General features: G+C 51.7%; 15 protein-coding genes and 1 tRNA gene. 11 read left to right on the forward strand and 5 right to left on the reverse strand.

All coding sequences use genetic code 11. From position 1 onward, the window contains the following. Window positions 1–257: 257 nt before the first annotated feature. Complete coding sequence (locus PHT49_01850; protein MDD5450625.1) at window positions 258–2,003, reverse strand: PAS domain S-box protein; 1,746 nt, start codon at window positions 2,001–2,003, stop codon at window positions 258–260. Between the two features lie 279 nt (window positions 2,004–2,282). On the opposite strand from PHT49_01850, the gene PHT49_01855 reads away from it, so the two are divergent. Further along, a complete protein-coding gene (locus tag PHT49_01855; GenBank protein MDD5450626.1) occupies window positions 2,283–3,677 on the forward strand; it encodes an MFS transporter in 1,395 nt (464 codons plus the stop codon). 30 nt (window positions 3,678–3,707) lie between these two features. Here the strand turns inward: PHT49_01855 and PHT49_01860 are convergent, their stop codons facing one another. From PHT49_01860 to nagZ, 4 genes are all read right to left on the reverse strand, one after another. Beyond that, window positions 3,708–4,763, reverse strand: coding sequence for a hypothetical protein (locus PHT49_01860; GenBank protein ID MDD5450627.1), 1,056 nt, complete (start codon window positions 4,761–4,763; stop codon window positions 3,708–3,710). Window positions 4,764–5,095: 332 nt separating this feature from the next. Next, window positions 5,096–5,171, reverse strand: a tRNA-Asn gene (locus PHT49_01865). 38 nt (window positions 5,172–5,209) lie between these two features. Beyond that, window positions 5,210–7,891, reverse strand: coding sequence for a pitrilysin family protein (locus tag PHT49_01870; GenBank protein MDD5450628.1), 2,682 nt, complete (start codon window positions 7,889–7,891; stop codon window positions 5,210–5,212). Window positions 7,892–8,102: 211 nt separating this feature from the next. After that, the gene (nagZ, locus tag PHT49_01875) at window positions 8,103–9,152 is read right to left on the reverse strand and encodes a beta-N-acetylhexosaminidase (protein ID MDD5450629.1); all 1,050 of its coding nucleotides are present in this window, start codon (window positions 9,150–9,152) and stop codon (window positions 8,103–8,105) included. Window positions 9,153–9,667: 515 nt separating this feature from the next. Between nagZ and PHT49_01880 the strand changes: the two genes are divergently transcribed. From PHT49_01880 to PHT49_01925, 10 genes are all read left to right on the forward strand, one after another. Further along, window positions 9,668–10,807 carry a cytochrome c3 family protein gene (locus PHT49_01880; protein ID MDD5450630.1) on the forward strand — a complete coding sequence of 380 codons (1,140 nt, stop codon included), beginning with the start codon at window positions 9,668–9,670 and terminating at the stop codon, window positions 10,805–10,807. A 654-nt stretch (window positions 10,808–11,461) separates the two neighbouring features. Next, on the forward strand, window positions 11,462–12,265 hold the full coding sequence (locus tag PHT49_01885) for a hypothetical protein (GenBank protein MDD5450631.1): 804 nt from the start codon (window positions 11,462–11,464) through the stop codon (window positions 12,263–12,265). Window positions 12,266–12,342: 77 nt separating this feature from the next. After that, entirely contained in the window at window positions 12,343–13,266 is a 924-nt protein-coding gene (locus PHT49_01890; GenBank protein ID MDD5450632.1) for a hypothetical protein, read from the forward strand. A 390-nt stretch (window positions 13,267–13,656) separates the two neighbouring features. Beyond that, on the forward strand, window positions 13,657–15,027 hold the full coding sequence (locus tag PHT49_01895) for a cytochrome c biogenesis protein ResB (GenBank protein ID MDD5450633.1): 1,371 nt from the start codon (window positions 13,657–13,659) through the stop codon (window positions 15,025–15,027). A gap of 18 nt (window positions 15,028–15,045) precedes the next feature. Beyond that, a complete protein-coding gene (locus PHT49_01900) occupies window positions 15,046–15,846 on the forward strand; it encodes a cytochrome c biogenesis protein (protein MDD5450634.1) in 801 nt (266 codons plus the stop codon). Window positions 15,847–16,051: 205 nt separating this feature from the next. Further along, window positions 16,052–16,825, forward strand: coding sequence for an AMP nucleosidase (locus PHT49_01905; protein MDD5450635.1), 774 nt, complete (start codon window positions 16,052–16,054; stop codon window positions 16,823–16,825). A 293-nt stretch (window positions 16,826–17,118) separates the two neighbouring features. Further along, window positions 17,119–17,385 carry an ATP-binding protein gene (locus PHT49_01910; protein MDD5450636.1) on the forward strand — a complete coding sequence of 89 codons (267 nt, stop codon included), beginning with the start codon at window positions 17,119–17,121 and terminating at the stop codon, window positions 17,383–17,385. Between the two features lie 316 nt (window positions 17,386–17,701). Beyond that, window positions 17,702–18,049, forward strand: coding sequence for a hypothetical protein (locus PHT49_01915; GenBank protein MDD5450637.1), 348 nt, complete (start codon window positions 17,702–17,704; stop codon window positions 18,047–18,049). Between the two features lie 450 nt (window positions 18,050–18,499). Continuing rightward, entirely contained in the window at window positions 18,500–20,128 is a 1,629-nt protein-coding gene (locus PHT49_01920) for an ATP-binding cassette domain-containing protein (GenBank protein ID MDD5450638.1), read from the forward strand. A 40-nt stretch (window positions 20,129–20,168) separates the two neighbouring features. After that, the gene (locus PHT49_01925; protein ID MDD5450639.1) at window positions 20,169–20,798 is read left to right on the forward strand and encodes a 3'-5' exonuclease domain-containing protein 2; all 630 of its coding nucleotides are present in this window, start codon (window positions 20,169–20,171) and stop codon (window positions 20,796–20,798) included. Window positions 20,799–20,856 lie beyond the last annotated feature (58 nt).

A 20,856-nucleotide genomic window follows, 5' to 3' on the forward strand; every position in this document is an offset into this window, starting at 1 on the left:
GGGTTAAGCATATCAGCCTGAAATTTCAGGGAAAATAGCACGAAGCCCCCAAAACGGTCAAGGGGATTTACTTATGGAGTTTCCTGATTTTTAGGGAACCCCTATGTTTCTGAGCGAAACTTGCTGGAGCAGTCCGCCTTAGGCGAATCGAGGGCGAGCAGGAAGGGGAAAACCAGCCCCTTAGTGGCTGGAAGGGGCAAGTATTCCCCGCCTGCGAGTGCCGAAAGGGTCGCTGCGCAAGCCGTGAAGCGAAGAGACTAGAGGGGGTCACCCGCCGTCTTCTTTTTGGGCAAGTCAAAATAGAAAGAGGCCCCCTTGCCTTTTTCAGACTCCACCCATACCCTTCCACCGTGGGCACGCACAATCCTGTCAACGATAGCCAGTCCCAACCCGGTTCCGTCCTCGGCCTTTGTCTCTTTTAACCGGTAGAACATCTCGAATATCTTCCGGTGATATTGCGGATCAATCCCGCTGCCGTTATCCTTTACGCAAAACCGATGAAAGTCACCTCTGTCTTCGTATCCGATGTCGATCCTGGGGCTTTTTGTATTACCCATGTACTTAACAGCATTAACCAGCAGGTTTTCAAAGACCTGATAGAGCCTGGCCTGATCAGCCTTGATAACTGGAAGGCCGGGAGGGACCACGACTTCTATCCCCTTTTCCCTCATTCTGTATTGAAGGTTTGAGATAACCTCTGTTGCAATATCCAGGGCGGAGACATTCTCAAAGGTAGAGGCCACCCGGCCAATTTTTGACAAGGCCAGGAGATCGGAGATCAACATCTCCATCCGGCAGGCGCTGGACTTGATCCGCTCAAGATAATTCCGGCCCTTGTCCCCTAATTTTTCCTGATAGTTCTTGAGCAGCCGGGCGGAAAATCCCTGAATGGAGATTATGGGGGTTTTCAGGTCATGGGAGACCATATGGATAAAGTTCTTAAGCTCTTCGTTTATCTTGCGGAGTTGTTCTTCTGCTCGCTTTTGTTCGGTGACATCCACAACGTTACCCAATATAGCCGGTCTTCCCTTATAGTTTATGCAGGTGTTTCTCCGGTTGATCCAAATGGTCTTCCCATCCTTGGTAAGGCCCCTGGCCTCATATTCCGGGGGCGCTTCTTCTCCCGCCAGCCTCTTTAGTCTTATTTGATTGATCAAGGGCCTGTCCTCAGGATGGACCAGCCTCCAGCTCTCTATTTCCAGCAGCTCCTCTCTCGGATAACGATATATCTCGCCAAACCTCTGGTTGGCAAATACAATCTTTCCGTCCTGATCGATATATATGCCCGTTAGAGAATTTTCGACCAGCGAACCATATTTTTCTTCGCTCTCCCGCAGCTCATCCTCGGCGCGCCGGCGCTCGGTAATGTCTTCAAGAACCCGCAGGAATACCTTCTTATTTTTCTGCATCATCCCGGTATAGGTTATCAGAAAGGTCCTTCCACCCAGTATCCCTTCGACTTCAACCGAGCGGGTTTCTCCTGCGTGAATACCCTGTTTCACCGGACAATCCTTACACGTGTCCCTGCCCTCCCTATAGACAGCAGCGCATGTCTTGCCAATCGCATCCTTACCCAGAACTGCCTCCAGTTTCTCACTTAGGTAAACTATGCGACCCTCTTCGTCCACGACATCCATTCCAAAAGGGATGGTCTTGATAATGGTCTCGCTAAATTCATGGGCCTTGCGGAATCGCTCCTCGGCCTGCTGTGTCTCCGTGATTTGGCGGACGAGCGGCCGGAACAGGGCCAGGTAAAGCACCGGAAAGGTCACAATGGCCAGCAAAACGGCATCCAGAAAAGCAACCAGATTCGGGGATAAAGGCGGCAGGAGGGCGAGAAAAAACATTACCAATGTCTCGGATACGAGTATGGAGCCGATTACAATAATCAAAAAGCGAACGGCGGTGGCAGGGCTTTTCATCGCCTCCCGGGCTGGTTGTTGCAGACGAGGCGCGGAATTTTGCGCATCTGAGCTTGTCTTGATGCTATCCATCTCTTTCATTCTTTCGCCACAAGCAAATCATAACTTGGTCTCCGCCCTGGTTAAGACTATTATAACATTAAATAGATACAAGTTTCTAACCTTTCTACTATTACTCCGGCAATTAAATATATAAACTCGCCAAATCCCCCCTCACCCCCCTTTACCAAAGGGGGGTGAGGGGGGATTTAAGTTTTTAATTGCCGGAGTAATAGTAGAAAAACCGACAAAATTAACACCAATTGACCGCCTGTCTGTGATTATGGTACAAGAGACAAAACCAAGGGTGAGGAATGCGGAGTGGGAATCGAAAATTTCTGTAATGATGAACATAATGCCACAAATAAGGGCTGTGTCCTACTTGTAGCCACCTTGGCGTCGTTTCTTACCCCTTTTATAGGCTCTTCGGTCAATATCGCCCTTCCCTCCATCGGCAGAGAATTTCACATGGATGCCGTCCTGTTGAGTTGGATTTCCACCTCTTTTCTCCTGTCTGCCGCAATGTTTCTGGTCCCTTTTGGAAGAGTGGCCGACATCTACGGGAGAAAAAGGGTCTTTTTGTCCGGCATCTCGATCTATACCCTTTCCTGTCTTTTCTCCGCACTTTCGCCTTCTGCCGGGGTACTCATTGCCTCCCGGGTCATGCAAGGGATCGGGAGTTCCATGATATTCGGCACGGGAGTGGCCATACTTACCTCGGTGTTTCCGGCGGGGGAAAGGGGAAGGGCGCTGGGCATAAACGTTGCTGCTGTTTATTTAGGCCTCTCTCTCGGGCCTTTTATTGGCGGGGCCATAACCGAGCACTTTGGCTGGAGGGCCATCTTTCTGGCTAATATACCCCTGGGCCTGCTTGTAATTCTTTTTGTTATCGGGAAAATAAAGGGAGAATGGGCCGAGGCCAGAGGAGAAAAGTTAGATATTATAGGCTCTATAATCTATGGTCTTTCACTTATGGCCGTAATGTATGGGTTTTCCCAGTCTTCCGCCTCCGGTGTGGCGCTTATCGGGATGGGTCTCTTTGGGGCCATTACATTTCTTAAGTGGGAGACGAAGGCAGGGAGTCCTCTTCTTGAGATAAATCTTTTCCGGGCTAACCGGGTCTTCACCTTATCTAACCTGGCAGCCCTCATTAACTATAGCGCAACCTTTGGTGTAGCCTTCCTTTTGAGCCTTTACCTCCAGTATATCAAGGGGCTGAGTCCGCAAAATGCCGGGCTTATTATGGTAGCCCAGCCCATTGTGATGACTGTTTTTTCACCGGTTGCCGGCCGCCTTTCCGACCGCATGGAGCCGCGCGTGGTGGCCTCAACAGGAATGGCGTTGATCGCCATCGGGCTTTCCTTTTTCATTTTTTTAAACGAAAAAACGGCCCTGTCATTAATTGTAGCCGATTTGGCCCTCCTGGGCCTGGGTTTTGCCCTCTTCTCATCTCCCAACACCAATGCCATCATGAGTTCCGTTTCAAGGAGGTTTTACGGGGTGGCCTCAGGGATTGTCGCCACCATGCGCATGACCGGACAGATGCTCAGTATGGGTGTCGTCATGCTGCTTTTCGCCGCCCACATCGGAAGGGTACCGATTACACCTCCGTGCTATCCGCTTTTTCTGAAAAGTGTGAAGGCCGCCTTTATCATCTTTTCCGCCCTCTGCTTCGCCGGTATATTTGCCTCCATGGCCAGAGGTAAGCTGCGCTGAATCCTTTATAGAGCGTCTTACGCTACGGCCCTATTTCCCACTTTTTTGAGGTTTTTCCAGCCGTATTAATTGCTCTTCGGTTAAGGGAGAACCGAACCCAACATACTGCACCACCGGGGTGGCCGGATTGGAGATCGGCGTCCATTTTCCATCTCCATAATTTTGATACACGCACCTGTATCGGACTCCATTAACGACAGGGATAACTCCTTTCAGGTTCCGGTCCTTTCCTCCCTCAAGCCAGGAAAGGTCAATACCCTTCTTTTGGATTTGTTTGACCGTTTCTGTAGCGTGGCATTCTTCACATTTGGTCCCGTCTTTCTTCACAGAGTGACTGAACTGAGGGGCAAAAAGAAGGAATGTCTTATTTCCCGCTGCCACGAACGATTGCATGTTGGCTGAGGTCACTTTCCCCCTATAGTTCATCAGAAATATCCAGCCGGAGACAGGGCGAGCTACCCGCTTCTTTTCTTTTAGCATGGTCTCGAAATGGCAGTTATTGCAGCTCACGACATGTCGCACATGGCAGGCCTTACAGTCCAATTTATCCCCGTGGACTGTGTGGGATGCGCTTTTGGACAAGGATTCATGGCACTGCTCACATGTCACATCCATTGCGCCGTTCTCTTTCATAGATTTGTATTCATTGCCATCGCCGTGAATCTCGCGCGCACTGTGACAGTCCATGCAACCCATCCCCTTTGCAAAATGGACATCGGGCGTATCTGATTCCTTATCGATCTTCATAATAAATGCCTCGCGGGCGTGACATCCCAGACACTTCACCTGGCTTTTGGCCGTCTCCGCAGAATACCCCGGCCTCCCATTAAGGTCTGTTTTATGGCAGGCATCGCAGGAAGAGACGTGGCATTTATTACATCCGGCTTCTGCGTATGGGACCCCGGTGATCGTTTCGAGGCCTCCCTGTGCTTTGTCGTACCAGTAAGCCATTCCTCTTGCCGTAGCATGGAGGCTTGAAAGGTAAAGGCATTCTTCTTTCTTAATCTCCTGGGCAAATGCCGCGCTCGTCGTTATCAAGGCGAAAACGATCCCGAAAAACAGGCGGATAACCGGTCGTATTTTCATCTTCTCTTTCTCCTTTCATCTCTCAGGGTTGATGATCCTGTGAAAAATCCTTCCTTGACTTTACAGACCTACCTCACGTAACACCATACGGCGCGGGGAAAAGCCCTCTGCCGGAGGCGGACAACGCAGCAAATGGACTTCTTACATAATCATCAAATAATAAATTACATCCGGTACGAGACGGAAATCAAGATAAATCCCCATGGAATGTTCTATCAAGGGCGGGGCTTTTGTAGGTACGGAGAGTTCAGGCAGAAACGACAAGACCCCGGAGGGGTTCATCCCACGGGGTCTCGTCTTAAGCAGGAACCGCCTGTCGGCGTATGGAATTCTGGCTCCCCGGGCCGGGCTCGAACCAGCGACATGGTGGTTAACAGCCACCCGCTCTACCTGCTGAGCTACCGGGGAATAGATAAAAATATCTATAACAAAGTTAGGCCGCTCCGTCAATGCCTTTGTTCGGCGCTATTCGGGCCCACTACGACAATCACGTATTTTCCGGGTTGAATGTATGTTCTGGCCACTCTCAACACGTTGTCAACGGTAACTTTTTCTATTTGATCCAGATAGGTTTTTGTAAAATCAAAACCGAGTCGGTAGCGTTCGTTTAGGGACATGTCCATGGCCTGGGCGGCGTTGGTCTGGAGGCCGATCTCCGTACTCCCGATTATATACCGCTTGGCCCGGTCCAGTTCCGCCGGGTCGATTATCTCATCCCGCACCCGGTTCAGCTCCCGCCACATACTGCTAACAGCCGCATCTTTCTTTTCCGGGCTTGTCGCTATATATACACCGAAGGCGCCCGTTTCTATCCCTTCCGTAGAAAAGGCCGAGAGGCTATACGCCAAGCTTTCCTTATCCCGAAGCCTGGCAAAGAGACGCCCGCCCTGCCCGGAAAGGACGTTATTCAAGACATCCAGGGCGGCCCTATCCGGATGAGAAAGGGTAACGCCCCGAAAGCCGATGGCGATATGCACCTGCTGTTTGGACTTTAAAATGGAGGCAGTTTTGGGACTCGCGACAGGCATGGGAAGCGCAATACTGACATCCCTGAAGCCCGGGTTCTTCCAACGGGAAAGCAGCCTTTCTACCTCTGCCTTTACACTGGATGCCTCTACGTCACCCACTATCGCCAGGACAAGATTACCGGGGATGACATAGCGCTGGTAGCCCTCTTTAATTTTTTTCGTTGAGAGCTTCTTAATAGTCTCCGGGCTTCCGAGGGGATTCATACTGTACGGATAACCGGTAAAAAGCAGCTTGTTGAAGTTGAGAAAGGTAATAGCCGGGAGACTGTCTTCCTGCTGTTTTAGTTGCGCCAGCAACACCGGACGCACTTTTTCCAGCTCCTTCGGGCTAAAGTCCGGTTCAAGCATGACCTCGGTCAGGATATCAAGCCCACGGGAAAAGAAACGGGATAGAAAGGTAGCGTTCAGTCCGAAGGTATTCTTACCCGAGAAGCCATTGATGCTACCGGCCATGCCTTCGATCTCAACGGCTATCTCCTGGGCGCCTCTTCGTTTCGTTCCTTTTGTCCATAACTGAGCCAGGGCATTAAACAGGCCATTATCGGCCGCAGTTTCGCACCGCAGTCCGCCCAGGAAAACGGCGTGCATGGAGACCGTAGGCACGTTTCGCTCTCCCTTCACTAAGAGGGTGATGCCGTTTGAAAGGATGAATTTCTGTGCCCCGGACATCTCCACCTTACGGCTGGCATATAATTTTCTCGCCTCTTCATCTGCCGCACGGGATAGGTTCGCCCAGGCGAATTCCATAGAAAAAGGCAGACTCGCCCCCTTCGGAACCAGGAGTCCTAAGGTAAGGCCTTCCGGACGGAGATATTTCTCTGCTACCCGCCGTATATCTTCAGGTGTGACGGCTGCCACCTTCTTTAGATAATTCGCCTGTTCACGATAGTCACCGGCCATGGCCTCAAAATACCCGAGTTTGCGGGCCTGCCCCTGGACCCTTTCCTGGGCATAAATAAAACCTGACTCTATATTCAGCTTGGCCTTATTGAGTTCGTCCTCTGTAACGTGGTCATACCGAAGGCGATAAATTTCACGTAATGCGGCTTCGGCTGCCTGCTTACTCTTTTTCGCATCCAGACTACAGGCGACTTCGAACAGGCCGGGACCCATGGGCGTAAAGGCGTAGGCGCCTATGTCGTGTACTAGTGTCTTTTGGTCTCTCAGCTCCCGGTAGAGCCGGGAACTTTCACCCTCTCCGAGGATGCTCGCCAGCACATCCAGGGCCACACTATCCGGGTCATTAAAACCGGGTATAGGGAAACACATATTAAGGTGCGACTCGTTGATCTCATCCTCAAGCAAGACCGTGCGCGCTTCATTCTGCGGCGGTTCCTCAAGGGAAACGGATTCAGGGGCTGCGCCTTTCATTCCGGAAAATGCCCGTTTAATCCGTGAGATACAATCAGCGGTCTCTAGGTCCCCCACCACGACTACCGTGAGGTTAGAAGGCGTGTAGCGCTTTTTCATATAGGCCAGAATAGAGTCTCTTGTGAGGGGCTGGACGGTTTTGGGAAAACCGATTACCGGCCTCCGGTATGGAGAAACCGTGTACGCCTTTGCCATAACCGCTTCAAAGAGTTTGACGGAAGGCTGATCTTGACGCATGCGGATCTCTTCCAAGACTACCATTTTTTCCCGCTCGATCTCTACAGGGTCAAATGACGAGTGAAGTACGGCGTCAGAAAGTATGTCCAATCCTACATCGAAAAATTTACTGCCTATAGCTACATGATAGACGGTGTAATCCAGAGAGGTGTAGGCATTTATATCCCCGCCCACCGCCTCAATCGCCCTGGCTATCTCTCCGGGCCCGCGCTTGGCCGTTCCTTTAAAGATCATGTGCTCTATGAAGTGGGTAATGCCGGCCTCGTTATCCGTCTCGTAAACACTTCCGGCCTTCACCCAGACCTGAATGGCCGCGACCGGGGCAGCATGGTCTTCTTTGATGATTACTGTAAGGCCGTTATCAAGCTGGAAGCGATAAGGGTTGGGGAAGGCCTCTTCAGCCTGGCTGACCGGGATGGTTATAAAAATAAAGGACAGCAGGATTAAAGACAATAATAATGATGTGATAATGCGTTTGTGATAAGGTTTCATACGGAAAATCCCTTTTATAATCTTATAGTTAGTGTTCATCCGGAAACTACCGTTCCCGGCCTACGGTCGGCCCAAGGCCGGATTCACGTTTTCAGCCATCAGCCGTCAGCTCTCAGCAAAAAATCAAGGCAAACAACGCATTAAGCTGAATGCTGATAGCTGATTGCCCCCATTTTATTAGTGACAAATGACCATTGACAAGTGACATTCACTATCGTTTAAAATATTCCTTAATGGCTGCTTCGTTAAATTCGTTCTTTGTTATACCGTAGCGTTCTTTAGCATCCATCACACGCCGTAAGGACTCTTCGAGGCGCATCCGCCCCTCTTTGTCCTTCTCTACAAATGTCCTTACCGCTTCAACTGCCCGTACAATCTTTTCTTTTTCATGACAGATAAGAATTATATCCACTCCAGCCATAAAGGACAGCACTGTCGACTCTTCCAGGCTGAAATGCCGTTCGATAGCGCCCATCTCCAGATCATCGCTAATAACCAAGCCGTCAAACCCCATCTTATGACGTAGGATGTCCGCAAGGAAGTTTCGAGACAGGGTCGCCGGCAGATCGGGATCGACATCCGGATAAATCACATGGGCCGTCATAATAGCCGCTACCCGGGCGGCGACGGCTTTTTGGAAAGGTACAAGTTCTCTTTTATCCAGTTCGGATAAAGGCGTATCCATAACCGGCAGGTCCTGGTGCGGGTCCAGTTTCACCCCGCCTATGCCCGGAAAGTGCTTGGCTGTGGCCAAGATGCCTTCTTTTTGCAGGCCTTCAATTATAATGCCGCCCAGGTGCCCCACTAACTCCGGGTCACTTCCGAATACCCGCCCCTCCATAACGCGGTCAGTACCCGGCACGTCGAGGTCCATGACCGGGGCAAAATTCATGTTACAGCCGATGAGATTCAACTCTCTGGCTGTTATGTCGGCAAACCGGCGGGCCTCTGCGGCTGGATCGGCTGCCCTGGCGATGCCTGCCGCCCCGGGAAACTGGGTAAAAGGCGGCTTTAGCCTGGCCACCGGCCCGCCTTCCTGGTCGATGGAAATGAGGGGTAGGGGTAGCCCTCTATCCCGACAGGCCTTTTTCAGGTTTTGACAGAGCCTGGCCACTTGCAGCGGATCAGCCACATTTCGCCTGAAGAGGATAAAATTGCCAATACCGTATCTATAGATTAGCTCCTGCGTCTCCACGTCCAGGTCGGCTCCCGGAAAGCCAACCATAAAAAGCTGTCCTAATTCCTTAACCAGATCATTCATTACTTTATCCGCACCACCTAATTAGTTTCCATCCGGAACCCCAGGGATCCCGGATGAGCAATCAGCTATCAGCGTTCAGCTTAATGCGTCGTTTGTCTTAGATTTTTGCCGGCAGATGAAAACTGACGGCTATAACCATACATAAAAGAGTCTCATTCTGTCAATTAATCAAAAATATTAAAGTCTTTTGATATCTTGCCGATAAACATAACAAGTGAAAAAGTGTCCGGAAAAGAATAAAAAATTAAAGTTTTCTCCATAGTTGCCGATAAATGAATTAAAGGTGAGAACTATCCCCTTTGGCCTCGAATTCACAAGGACGTGGGGGGCAATAAGGCAGGTGAGACTGAAGAGACAAGGGAAAGTTCCTAAAATTAAAAAATTCCTTGGATTTTAAGAAAGGGAGGGCAGTGACCCACCGGTGCCCAAGTTGGACGCCATGGTGCCGGAGGCGAGCCCAGTGGCGTAACCGGCCCTTCTCTTTATGGCCAAAAATTAGAAAGGAGGGGATGACGTTGGGTACAAATATGAAAAATGTGGAGAAAGGGGTGATAATCATGAGAATGGCAGGTATGTTAAAAACCGGCTGTTTGGCGGTTCTATTGAGCGCATTCCTGGCCTTGATACCGGTCGGGTATGCCCTGGCAACCGTCACAGGTGCCTGCGTAAACTGCCATACCATGCACAACAGCCAGGGTGGTACGGAAATGCAGTTAAAGGCTGGAGAGACAGACCCACAGGGAAACCTGGTGCGCGGGACCTGTATCGGTTGTCACGGGAGCGAACCAGCAGGGGCAAACAACATCGTTACCAACATCCCTCAGGTGTGGCACTCTGCAGCTACTGACCTGGGCGGCGGTAATTTCAAGTACGTCGTAGATAGTGGCGATGCCTACGGACACAACGTCGAGGGCATCACGACTGCAGACGCCACATTAGCGAACACCCCCCCAGGCTATGCAGCAGCTATGGATCCTGCAAGCACGGATTACGCTACCGGCAGCCGGCTGACCTGTGGCGGGCAAAATGGTTGCCATGGCAACCGGGATAATTCCGGCAATTATGCCGGTGTAAGTGGAGCCCACCATGCCAGTGACGCCGTCCTCAAGTTTGGCGGTATCGTCGAAGGTTCTCAAGGGGCTTCTGTAGCCACCAGTTACCGTTTCCTCTACAAAGTAAAGGGTGGAGAGGACACCGATTGGCAGAACACGGTTGGTGCCGCTGACCACAATGAGTATAAAGGTGCAATCTATGCCGCCAGAACCACCATGGCCTGGGCGGATGTCAATACCATAAGCGAGCTCTGTGCCGAGTGCCATGGTAGTTTCCATATGTCAGGCGCTACCGGTATTGGTACAGCCAGCCCCTGGATAAGACATCCAACTGATGTGCTCATACCCAATAGCGGTGAATATGCAAGCATCTCGACTACTTATAATCCTACGGTTCCCGTGGCCAGGGCTACGATCCCCAATGCGGCGAGCGGTACGGTAGCTGCCGGTACTGATGTCGTCATGTGCCTCTCCTGTCACCGGGCCCATGCCAGCGGCTATGCGGATATTCTGAGATGGGACTACAGTGGTATGATAGCGAACGGAGGCGCTAATACCACCGGATGCTTTGTCTGCCATACCACCAAGGATAACGGTAGTTAATATTGGTTGTAAAGAATTAATCCGGGCGGGATGGGTATAGATACCCATCCCGTCTTGTTTTTGCCCCTTATCTCCTTTAAATTTTACCGTTGAACCGGCTACCCGACACAATCCTTATCCTCCCTTGATTTCCCTGGAAGAACGCTATGGGCCACTTTCGGGCGCTGGCAACACACACCCTTCCCTCGGAATTTTCTCTCGGGCCTCATGCCTTAGAAAGGCACGTTATCCGGTCACCGTGAGCGAAGCCTGTTACAGGATTGTCCCTAAAAAACATCTGATACGTCAGCTCATCAGGCCCCAAATATCTGTGTATATCGGCTACCACTATTACTATAACATCCAGCCGTCCGACTGGCTGAAGCGATTAAGGCTATTGATCCGAAAATCGTTACGATCCTTGGTGGGACACATTTAACCGCAGTCCTTGAAGAAACAATGAACCTCTCCTCTTGTTTGGATATCAGAGTTATGGGGAAAGAGACGAAACTGTAGTCGAAGCAATTAGTTAGTAAGGTTCAAGCGGTGAGGTGCCAATAATCAACAGGGCCCTAATTTATCAAAAAAACCCATTAAATGCTTGACATAGGTTAGTTGTAATGCTAACATCGCTTGCGTTGAATCACTATTCATCCCTTGTGGAGGAAGCGCTATATGTTTTATAAAAAAGGACTAGTTGTTGTATTTGCGGTTCTGGCTATAGGCCTTATGGCAGCGGTTTTGTATTATAACGGTCCTGTTGGTAATGCCATTGCTGCAGAGGCGGCCCTGTCCAACAGCGATTGTGTGAAGTGCCACCCGCAACAGCCGGAGACTATTGCCTCTAAAGGGGCCAAACACAAGACGGCTATTGGATGTTTGGATTGCCATACCGAACATCCACCCCAGGGCACGCAGGCTATCCCAAAATGTGCTATGTGCCATGCCGGTAAGCCTCACTATGAATTGCCCGAATGCGCTTCCTGCCATGCGGATACCCATGCCCCGTTAGATATCAAGATGGGCGAGAAGACCACGCCGGTATGTCTTACCTGCCATCCACAGCAGGGAAATGAGATGGCGGTTTCTCCAAGCAAACATGCCCAGTTGGATTGCTCAAAGTGTCACCCGGCGCACAGACAGTACCTCGATTGTCTAAAGTGTCACGATCCGCATACCCAAGGCATGACCTTTGAGACCTGCAAGGCCTGTCATCCACCGCATAAGCCCCTGGATATCAAATATGGCATGGATACACCCTCAGAGACCTGTGCGGCGTGCCACTATGATGCCTATGACAACTTGAAGGCCAACACTACGAAACATCATGATCTATCTTGTGCCTATTGCCATCGCGATAAACACAAGGTGGTTCCGCCCTGCGAGGCATGTCATGGGAAACCGCACGCATCCGGTATCCATGCGAAATATACGGAATGCGGCAAGTGTCATGGCGCTGCGCATACCCTGATGAAATAGGCCGGTTGGCCTGATACGTAAGCGATAAGGGGCGCCCCAAAGGCGCCTCTCCAAGGTTTAGTTATGAGAGGTGGACAATGAAAAGATTGCTGGTAGCCTTTGGGGGGTTAGTATTACTGCTTATCGCAGTTATTTGGGGTTGCGCGGAGCAGCGTGTAGTTACGGTGCCGGCCCCGGGTACTGTTGTAGAAGAAGGGGGCATGGCTATTATGCCGGCCCCGGCGGAAACGCCAGCGGTAGTGGCAACGCCGGCTAAGGCCAAGGCCAAAATAGTGCCGCTGTATGAGAAGGAGATATCGCCTCTAAAGACAGAGCAGTGCGGTCAGTGCCATTTGTATTATTACAATACCATCCGCAATGAAGGCGGCAAGCACCAGATCGATTGCACCAAGTGTCATGAAAAATACCACGTGTACCGTCCGGACAAGGTCAAATACGAAGACATTATGCCTAAATGCAACACCTGTCACGGACTGGCTCACGGTGATAAACTGGCTAACTGCGTTGCTTGCCACGCCAACCCACATGCGCCGACGGGCAAGATGGCCGGTCCGGACATGGATGCCGGATGTTCCACCTGTCACGGCAAGGTAGCCGACGAGCTTAAGACCCATAAGAGTAAACATACAGACGTGGCGTGTTCCGACTGCCATACCGTGCACCGTCATATTCCGGTTTGTGCCGATTGTCATACACCGCATACACCGACCCAGACCAATGCCGAGTGTTTAAGCTGCCACCCGGTGCACAGGCCACTGGTGATCACGTATCCGCTCGAAACACCACGCGACACCTGTGGGGCATGCCATCCCAAGGCCCTGCAGGAACTCCAGAAGAGCCAGACCAAGCACGATCAACTAAGTTGTGCCAAATGCCATCCCAAACATCGGGATATTATCCAGTGCGAGGCCTGCCATGGCCAGCCGCATAGCCCGACTATGCTTAAGGGCTTCAAAAAATGCGGTGACTGCCATAATACTGCCCACGCTATGCCCAGGTAAGGATAATATCAGGAGATAACACTGGAAAGGCGATCATCTATGATCGCCTTTCTTTTTTGCATTCTAGGGATGGAAAATGTCATCCCTTCGCTTCACGGCTTGCGCAGTGATCCGCCTCCGGCGGGACTCGCAGGTGGGGAAGGGTTGCCCCTTCCAGCCTCTAAAGGGCTGGCTTTCCCCTTCCTGCTCGCCCTCGAAGGGTTCCCCACTGCTCCAAGCAAGTTTCGCGAAGGAACAACGGCTTCCATAAAAATGTGGGGAAAGTCCTAAGGCTATAAAATCCTTGACAAGCGGGGGACAGGGATGTTAATGAATGGACTGCTTTTTAGGTAGTCTTCACAAGATTTCCGTGACTTATGACACCTTAACAACCCTTTGAGATACAATGACATGAAACCGGAAAACAGCCCGTCAGTACCACCTGAAAAAAAACAACCTGTCTGGAAATCTCTCGCCTCGGTTAACCTCACCATATTTCTACTTATATTTCTCGCGGTAAGCTCTATTGTCGGGACTCTTATCCCTCAAAATGAGCCTCCCGCTATGTATGTTCAGCGGTATGGGTATGGCACTTACCAGCTTTTGGATTCGTTATCTCTTCTGGACCTCTATCACTCGGGTTGGTTTAGACTCCTTCTCCTTCTCCTGGCGCTGAACCTTATCGTCTGTACTACGGACAGGCTCCGGCATGTCTGGGATATTGTTTTCCCAAAAGAAAAGAGGCTTAACGAAAACGCTGTCCTGACCAAGCCAGGGACGAGGGCCTTAAAATATAAAGCGAACCCTTCCGTGGTTAAGGCCGCACTCTTGCCCATTCTTTCAGGTAATCTGGGCGACCTGAACGAGACTACCACCGGCTCAACAACAATTCTCTGGCGAGAAAAGGGAAGGTTATCCCGTCTCGGCGTCTATGTTGTGCATCTTAGTGTCGTTATTTTCTATATTGCCGGGATAGCGAGCTCTCTGGGTGGGTTCATGACCAGCATTAATCTGCCGGAAGGGGCGGCGGTGGAACAGGTGCCCCTGCCTAATACTAACGTAGGCTATAACCTGGGCTTTGCCCTCCGCGTTGACAAGTTTGAGGCCCAGTTTTATCCCACCGGCGAACCAAGGGATTACCGCAGCGACATAACCATTATCGAAAACGGGAAGCCGGTTTTGAACGGCAACATCCGGGTCAACCAGCCTCTTACGTACAGAGGTATCACTTTTTATCAGGCCTCTTACGGCCGCTTCCCAAAGACGATTGAACTTAATCTGGTTGATAAAACCAGCGGGAAAATCATTCCGCTTTCTGTTCCATTCGGCCAGGAGGCCATTTTGCCTGATGGGCTGGGCACCCTCCGTTCATTACGGGTTGAACCGAATGTGATGGATATGGGCCCCGCGGTTCAGATGCTGCTGACCAGCCCTGAGGGAGGACAAACCGACCTTTGGATATTCAAAAACAACCCGGACTTTGGACGGGTCAAGAAATTACCGTACCGGTTTCTTGTAACTGAGGTAAGGGAAGGTTTCTACACCGGCCTCCAGGTAGCCAAGGAACCGGGCATCCTCTTTGTCTGGGCCGGCAGTATATTAATGGTATTGGGAATTGCCGTGACCTTTTTCATGTCACACCGTAAGATATGGGCTGTGCTGGAGAAAAAAGGCGAGGGGACAACGGTTACCATCGGCGGCCAGACAAATAAAAACAAACTGGGGTTGGAAGAAAGGCTTGATAATCTCTACCTGCAACTCCAGAAAGCCGATATAAAATAAAAGGGGAAACGGACCGCCATGCTGAGTTCGAAGATTCTCGCTGTCGTAACGTTCAGCTATCTTGCGGCAGTGATATTTTATCTGAGCGCCCTGATCTTTAAGACAAAAATCGGCCAGCGGATCGCTTCGGTTGTCACTATAGGCACCTTTGTTGCACATACCGCTGCCATTATTTTACGCTGGGTTGAATCCCACAACCTCGGGATCGGCCATGCCCCATTTGCCAATTTTTATGAGTCCCTGGTCTTCTTTGCCTGGGCAATAATTTTGATCCATTTTATTGCTGAATATAAATATAAACTCGCCCACGCAGGCGTGTTCACGGTACCTTTTGCCTTCCTCGGTCTGGCCTACGCCTCGTTTTCACCGACTATTTCAAGCCGCATTGAACCGCTTGTCCCGGCCTTGCAGAGCAACTGGCTCATTGCCCATGTCATCACCTGCTTTATCGGTTATGGCGCATTCGCTGTTTCCTGTGGCCTGAGTATCGCGTACCTGTTTAAAAGATCCGATGACAAAAAAGACCTGGATACCCTTAACTATCGGGTGATTGTCTTTGGTTTTCTGTTTCTTACCGCCGGCATCGCAACCGGTTCCATCTGGGCACACTCGGCCTGGGGGGCCTACTGGCAATGGGACCCTAAAGAAACCTGGTCTCTGATTACGTGGTTTGTCTATGCGATCATCCTTCATGTCCGTCTGCGCGGCTGGCATGGCAAAAAGATCGCCCTGCTCTCCATTGGCGGCTTTCTGTCGGTGCTCTTTACTTATTTTGGCGTCAATTTCCTCCTCTCCGGCCTGCACAGCTATATAAATTAAATAGATCTAGTGGAGTAAGTCATTCCATCCTATCGCTCCCGCTCCGGGGGCAGACGCCGCCAGGTCGGCCGAGGGCGGAGGACGCCACCTTCCCTTTGAGCCAAAGGCCGATGGGCGAAAATGGCGAGACAAAAGGTCCTTTATCTGCTACGATAAACAATCATGGAATCCCTCTGGTGTGTGAGCGTTAAGGAGGCACTTGCCCATGCTTGAGCGACTTGAGATCGCCAAGTGCTGGCTCCCCCGTTATACCGGAATGCCCATCGATCTTTTCGGCGACTATATTCTTCTGACCAACTTCCGGTACTACCTCACGAACTTTGCCGAAAAGTTTAAATGCGATATATACGGGGACAACAAGCCGATGCAGGCCGCGACCAACAACAGCGGTCTGACCATAGTCCACTTCGGCATCGGAACGGCCAACGTTGCGACCATAACGGATTTGCTCAGCGCCCGCCACCCCAAGGGAGCACTGTTTCTCGGCAAATGCGGAGGGTTGAAGAGATCGACCGAGATTGGCAACTTCATCCTCCCAATCGCAGCCATAAGGGGCGAAGGCACCAGCAACGACTATTTCCCGCCTGAAGTGCCTGCGCTTCCGTCCTTCAAGCTGCATAAGTTCGTCTCTGAAAAAATTATGGAGCACGGGCATGAATACCGGACCGGGGTAGTTTACACGACAAATCGTCGCCTGTGGGAACACGACCAGCGTTTCCAAAATCGGCTTAAGCAAATGACCTGTATAGCCATTGATATGGAGACAGCGACGTTCTTCATCGTGGGCCACTACAACGAGATATCCCGGGGGGCGCTCCTGCTGGTATCCGACCTTCCGCTTACACCTGAAGGGGTCAAGACAGAAGAATTGGACGAACGCGTGACCGCGCAATGGTCTGAAATACACCTTCAGATTGGTATTGAGGCGATGACGGAGATTGGAGAAAAGGGTGAGCAGATCAAACACTTCAGATACTGACGTCTCCAGGCAGACGCCTTCTCCACGCCTTGCCTTCAAATAGTTGCCGCAGCAAATCTCCTTGACCATTCCCTTAATTTTGTGATATTTTTCTTGAAATTTCATAATGATACGTTTCTTAACCCTAGCAGAGGGGCGATGGATAATTGTCCCATAACCCTCTTATTGTAGATTAGAATGCTGGTTGAACAACTATGCGAACTTCTCCAAGAGGAATCCATGACGCTAGGCGCAAAAGTTACATTTAATTTGACATATGCAATAAGGTGGTGGAGGTTAGTGTTTAAGGCATCATGACGACGGTGGAAGAATTTGATAGGTGGCTGAGACAGCCTGAAGACAGAGACATTGAATTCAAGAAAGCAGAGTATACCTTCAGTAAGGATAAGGGCCTGCCCGACTACTGCGCCGCAATGGCCAATGAAGGAGGCGGGAGGCTGATTCTCGGTGTAAACAATAACAGGCAGGTTGTCGGCACAAGGGCGTTTGAAGGGACTGGGGTGTACTGTCCACTATTGACAGTACACCCCAAGAATATGCTAGAATCTGCCCAGATTTAGGGCTTAAAACCACCATTTGTGGCTCAAAATGAGGCACCTAAGAAAAGGGAGCTGAGATGCCGAGGGCAAACCGGCACTATGTACGGGACGTGCATAGCAAGTGGTCGGTTGCCAAGAAGAAGGAGCGGATGCGCTTCGACAGACTGAGAGTGCTTAGAGTACCGGTTGCGCCCCCGGAACGGCTGCTGAATGACAGACGGCCAAATTAACTGGATTTTCGGCGGAAATTCTGGTAAGAGGTAACCTCCGTCTCCGGGCACGATGATGAGGAAACGGTGAAGATACCCGACACGGAAAAACCAAAAAGGAGAAATCAATGGCATCCGAACGCAGGGAAACGCGGCTGAAACAGAAGGCCGAATGGGAAGTGAAGTTGCAGAAGCGTCTGGCGCTTCTTGCGGAGAAGGGGGCGGACAAGAAAAAGATCGCGCGCGATGCGCTCGTCAAGGGATTGAAGGCAAAGATTAGGGAATCGCAGATTCGTCTGCGGGCGATCGACGCCACGGAGAAGCGAACGGCGGAGTTGGCCACGATCAAGGCGGAACGTCTGGCAAGGCCCAAGGAAGAGACCCCCAAGGCAAAAAAAGTCGCCGCGCCGCCCTCCGAAGCCAAGCCCAAGAAGAAAAAGAAGAAGGAAGAGGGCGCAGCGCCTCAGCAGAGTTAGCCCGTTGAAAACTATCCGAAACCCTTGCAGGATTGAAGCCAAAATCCCTCCCAACCTCCCTTTTCCAAAGGGAGGAATTAAGTTCCCCCTTTCGCAAGGGGGGATAAAGGGGGATTTTTAAGCGCAGCCTGTTGGATAGTTTGTTTTTTCCCAAACAGCTAAAGCGTTACAAAGAGGCAATCGCGAGAACCGGAAGTCTGATTCAAAACTTTCTTACATGGAAAGCACGTTCGGAACGACCCTTATGTTGCACGGATGGAGAAAGATTATGAAGAGGGTTGCACCGGGGAGGCATGCGGGAAAGGTCCCGGACATGAGCAATCCACAATCCGCCGTTGACTGAACGCTGTTTTTTGTGTACAATACGAAACACCAAACGGGCCTGACGGCCCGATTTTTTTTGTTTTACAACCATTTTTTGGGGAATTCATCAGTTTTAGGAAGGCAAGAATGATCAACGCATCGAATGTCGCCCTCGCCTACGGCAAGAGGGTTATTTTTAAGGACGTCAATATCAAATTTGCCCCCGGCAACTGTTACGGACTGATCGGCGCCAACGGCGCCGGCAAATCCACTTTTCTCCAGATTCTCGCCGGCGAAATAGAACCGGACAAGGGAGAAATCACAGTCGGGGCCGGCGAGCGGATTGCGGTGCTGCGGCAGGACCATTTCGCCTTTGACGAGGAAACGGTCTTCCATACCGTCATCATGGGGCACCGAAGGCTTTACCAACTGATGGCCGAGCGGGAGGCGCTCTACGCCAAGACCGAACTCTCGGAAGCGGACGGCCTCCGCTGCGGGGAGATCGAGGTCGAATTTGCCGAGATGAACGGCTATGACATTGAATCCGAGGTGGCGGTGCTGCTCAACGGGCTCGGCATTCATGAGGACCTGCGCCAGAAGAAGATGAAGGAGCTCGATGGCGGAGACAAAGTGCGAGTGCTGCTCGCGCAGGCCCTGTTCGGGAACCCGGACATCCTTCTGCTTGACGAGCCGACAAACAATCTGGACCAGCAATCCATCATCTGGCTGGAGAATTTCCTTTTCCGATTTCAGAACACGACCATTATCGTTTCCCATGACCGCCATTTTCTGAATCAGGTCTGCACCCACATGGCGGATATCGACTTCGGCCGCATCCAGGTGTATGTTGGGAACTACGACTTCTGGTACGAGGCCAGCCAGTTGATTCTCAAGCAGAGGCAGAATGAGAACAAAAAGGCTACTGCCCGGGCCGACGAGCTCAAGGCGTTCATCCAGCGTTTCAGCTCCAACGCCTCCAAGGCCAAGCAGGCCACCTCGCGGAAAAAACTGCTGGAAAAGCTCACCATCGAGGACATGCCGGTCTCGTCGCGGAAATACCCCTATGTGGTGTTCAAGCCCGGGCGGCCCTGCGGCGACATCATCCTCGAGATCAAGGACCTCTGCAAGGAGGTGGACGGGGTCACGGCCTTGCATAATTTAACCCTCACCGTCAACAAGGGGGACAAAATCGCCTTTGTCGGCGACAGCACCTTGGCCAGGACGACCCTTTTCCAGATACTGACCGGGGAGATGGCGCCGGACAGCGGCAGCTTCCGCTGGGGCCAGACCATCTCCACCGCCTATTTTCCTAAGGAGAACAGCGACTACTTCGCCCATGACCTGAACCTGATCGAATGGCTCCGCCAGTTTGCGCCCATCACCGAGGGCGAGAACTTTGTCCGCGGGTTTCTCGGCCGGATGCTCTTCTCCGGCGAAGAGGCGCTCAAGCAGGTCGGCGTCCTTTCCGGCGGCGAGCGGGTCCGCTGTATGCTGGCGCGGATGATGCTGGCCGACGCCAACACTCTCATCTTCGATGAGCCGACCAATCACCTGGACCTTGAATCGATCACCGCCCTCAACAACGGCCTCATAGCCTTCCCTGAGGTGGTGCTTTTCGCTTCCCATGATCACCAGTCCGTCGCCACAGTGGCGAACCGGATCATCGAGATTACCCCGACCGGGATCATCGATCGGATGACAAATTATGACGATTATCTGGAAGACGCGGAGGTGACGAGGCTCAGAGGTGATCTCTGCCAGGCAATGGCGAGCTGAAGCCCCTACAGAAATATCCAATCACCCGGGAGAATAAGCAATGTCCGGAAAAGAGGCCGGCGACGGCCGGGGAGTTGCCCGGCGGCTTAACAAAAAGGAAATCAACGCCTGCCCTATGACCAAATGGCGGGGACCGGTTCACGTCATCCGCACTGCCGGGGAGCTGGCCGACGCGGTCCGGCATTTGGCAAAGGAGACCCTGCTAGGGTTGGACACGGAAACCAGGCCTGCCTTTAAAAAGGGAGAGAGTTACCCGCCATCACTGCTACAGCTCGCAGGCGAACAGGAGGTTTTCATTTTCCAGTTGCAGTACCTCGGCCTGCCCAAACCGCTCCGCCGCCTCTTGGCGCAGCCCGAGATCACCAAGGCCGGCGTCGCCCTGACGTATGATATCAGGGAATTGCAGAAACTGGCCCCCTTCCAGTCGGCACGGTGCGTGGACCTCGACAGGATGGCCAGAGAAGCGGGCCTTCTAAATCAAGGCTTGCGGGGACTTGCCGCCGTTCTGCTGGGGCTACGCATCTCCAAGGCAGCCCAGACTTCCAATTGGGCACGGAGCACACTAACCCCGCTGCAAATTCGATACGCGGCCACCGATGCCTGGCTGGGCCGGATACTCTTTCAAAAACTCCTGCAGATCAAAGATTCAGGAGATTCGGCAGGCTCCTAGCGTTTTTTCTCATCCTTTTTGGCTCTTTTCGCGGCCTTTTTTTCCTTCAGGGTCTTGG

Source organism: Desulfovibrionales bacterium (assembly GCA_028715605.1).
Lineage (GTDB): Bacteria > Desulfobacterota > QYQD01 > QYQD01 > QYQD01 > QYQD01.

Bases quoted from the DNA above. Each gene is read 5' to 3' on its own strand.
- PHT49_01850 (MDD5450625.1), bottom strand. From the start codon at position 2,003: ATGAAAGAGATGGATAGCATCAAGACAAGCTCAGATGCGCAAAATTCC.
- PHT49_01860 (MDD5450627.1), bottom strand. From the start codon at position 4,763: ATGAAAATACGACCGGTTATCCGCCTGTTTTTCGGGATCGTTTTCGCC.
- PHT49_01870 (MDD5450628.1), bottom strand. From the start codon at position 7,891: ATGAAACCTTATCACAAACGCATTATCACATCATTATTATTGTCTTTA.
- nagZ (MDD5450629.1), bottom strand. From the start codon at position 9,152: ATGAATGATCTGGTTAAGGAATTAGGACAGCTTTTTATGGTTGGCTTT.
- PHT49_01885 (MDD5450631.1), top strand. From the start codon at position 11,462: ATGTTTTATAAAAAAGGACTAGTTGTTGTATTTGCGGTTCTGGCTATA.
- PHT49_01890 (MDD5450632.1), top strand. From the start codon at position 12,343: ATGAAAAGATTGCTGGTAGCCTTTGGGGGGTTAGTATTACTGCTTATC.
- PHT49_01895 (MDD5450633.1), top strand. From the start codon at position 13,657: ATGAAACCGGAAAACAGCCCGTCAGTACCACCTGAAAAAAAACAACCT.
- PHT49_01900 (MDD5450634.1), top strand. From the start codon at position 15,046: ATGCTGAGTTCGAAGATTCTCGCTGTCGTAACGTTCAGCTATCTTGCG.
- PHT49_01905 (MDD5450635.1), top strand. From the start codon at position 16,052: ATGCTTGAGCGACTTGAGATCGCCAAGTGCTGGCTCCCCCGTTATACC.
- PHT49_01910 (MDD5450636.1), top strand. From the start codon at position 17,119: ATGACGACGGTGGAAGAATTTGATAGGTGGCTGAGACAGCCTGAAGAC.
- PHT49_01915 (MDD5450637.1), top strand. From the start codon at position 17,702: ATGGCATCCGAACGCAGGGAAACGCGGCTGAAACAGAAGGCCGAATGG.
- PHT49_01920 (MDD5450638.1), top strand. From the start codon at position 18,500: ATGATCAACGCATCGAATGTCGCCCTCGCCTACGGCAAGAGGGTTATT.
- PHT49_01925 (MDD5450639.1), top strand. From the start codon at position 20,169: ATGTCCGGAAAAGAGGCCGGCGACGGCCGGGGAGTTGCCCGGCGGCTT.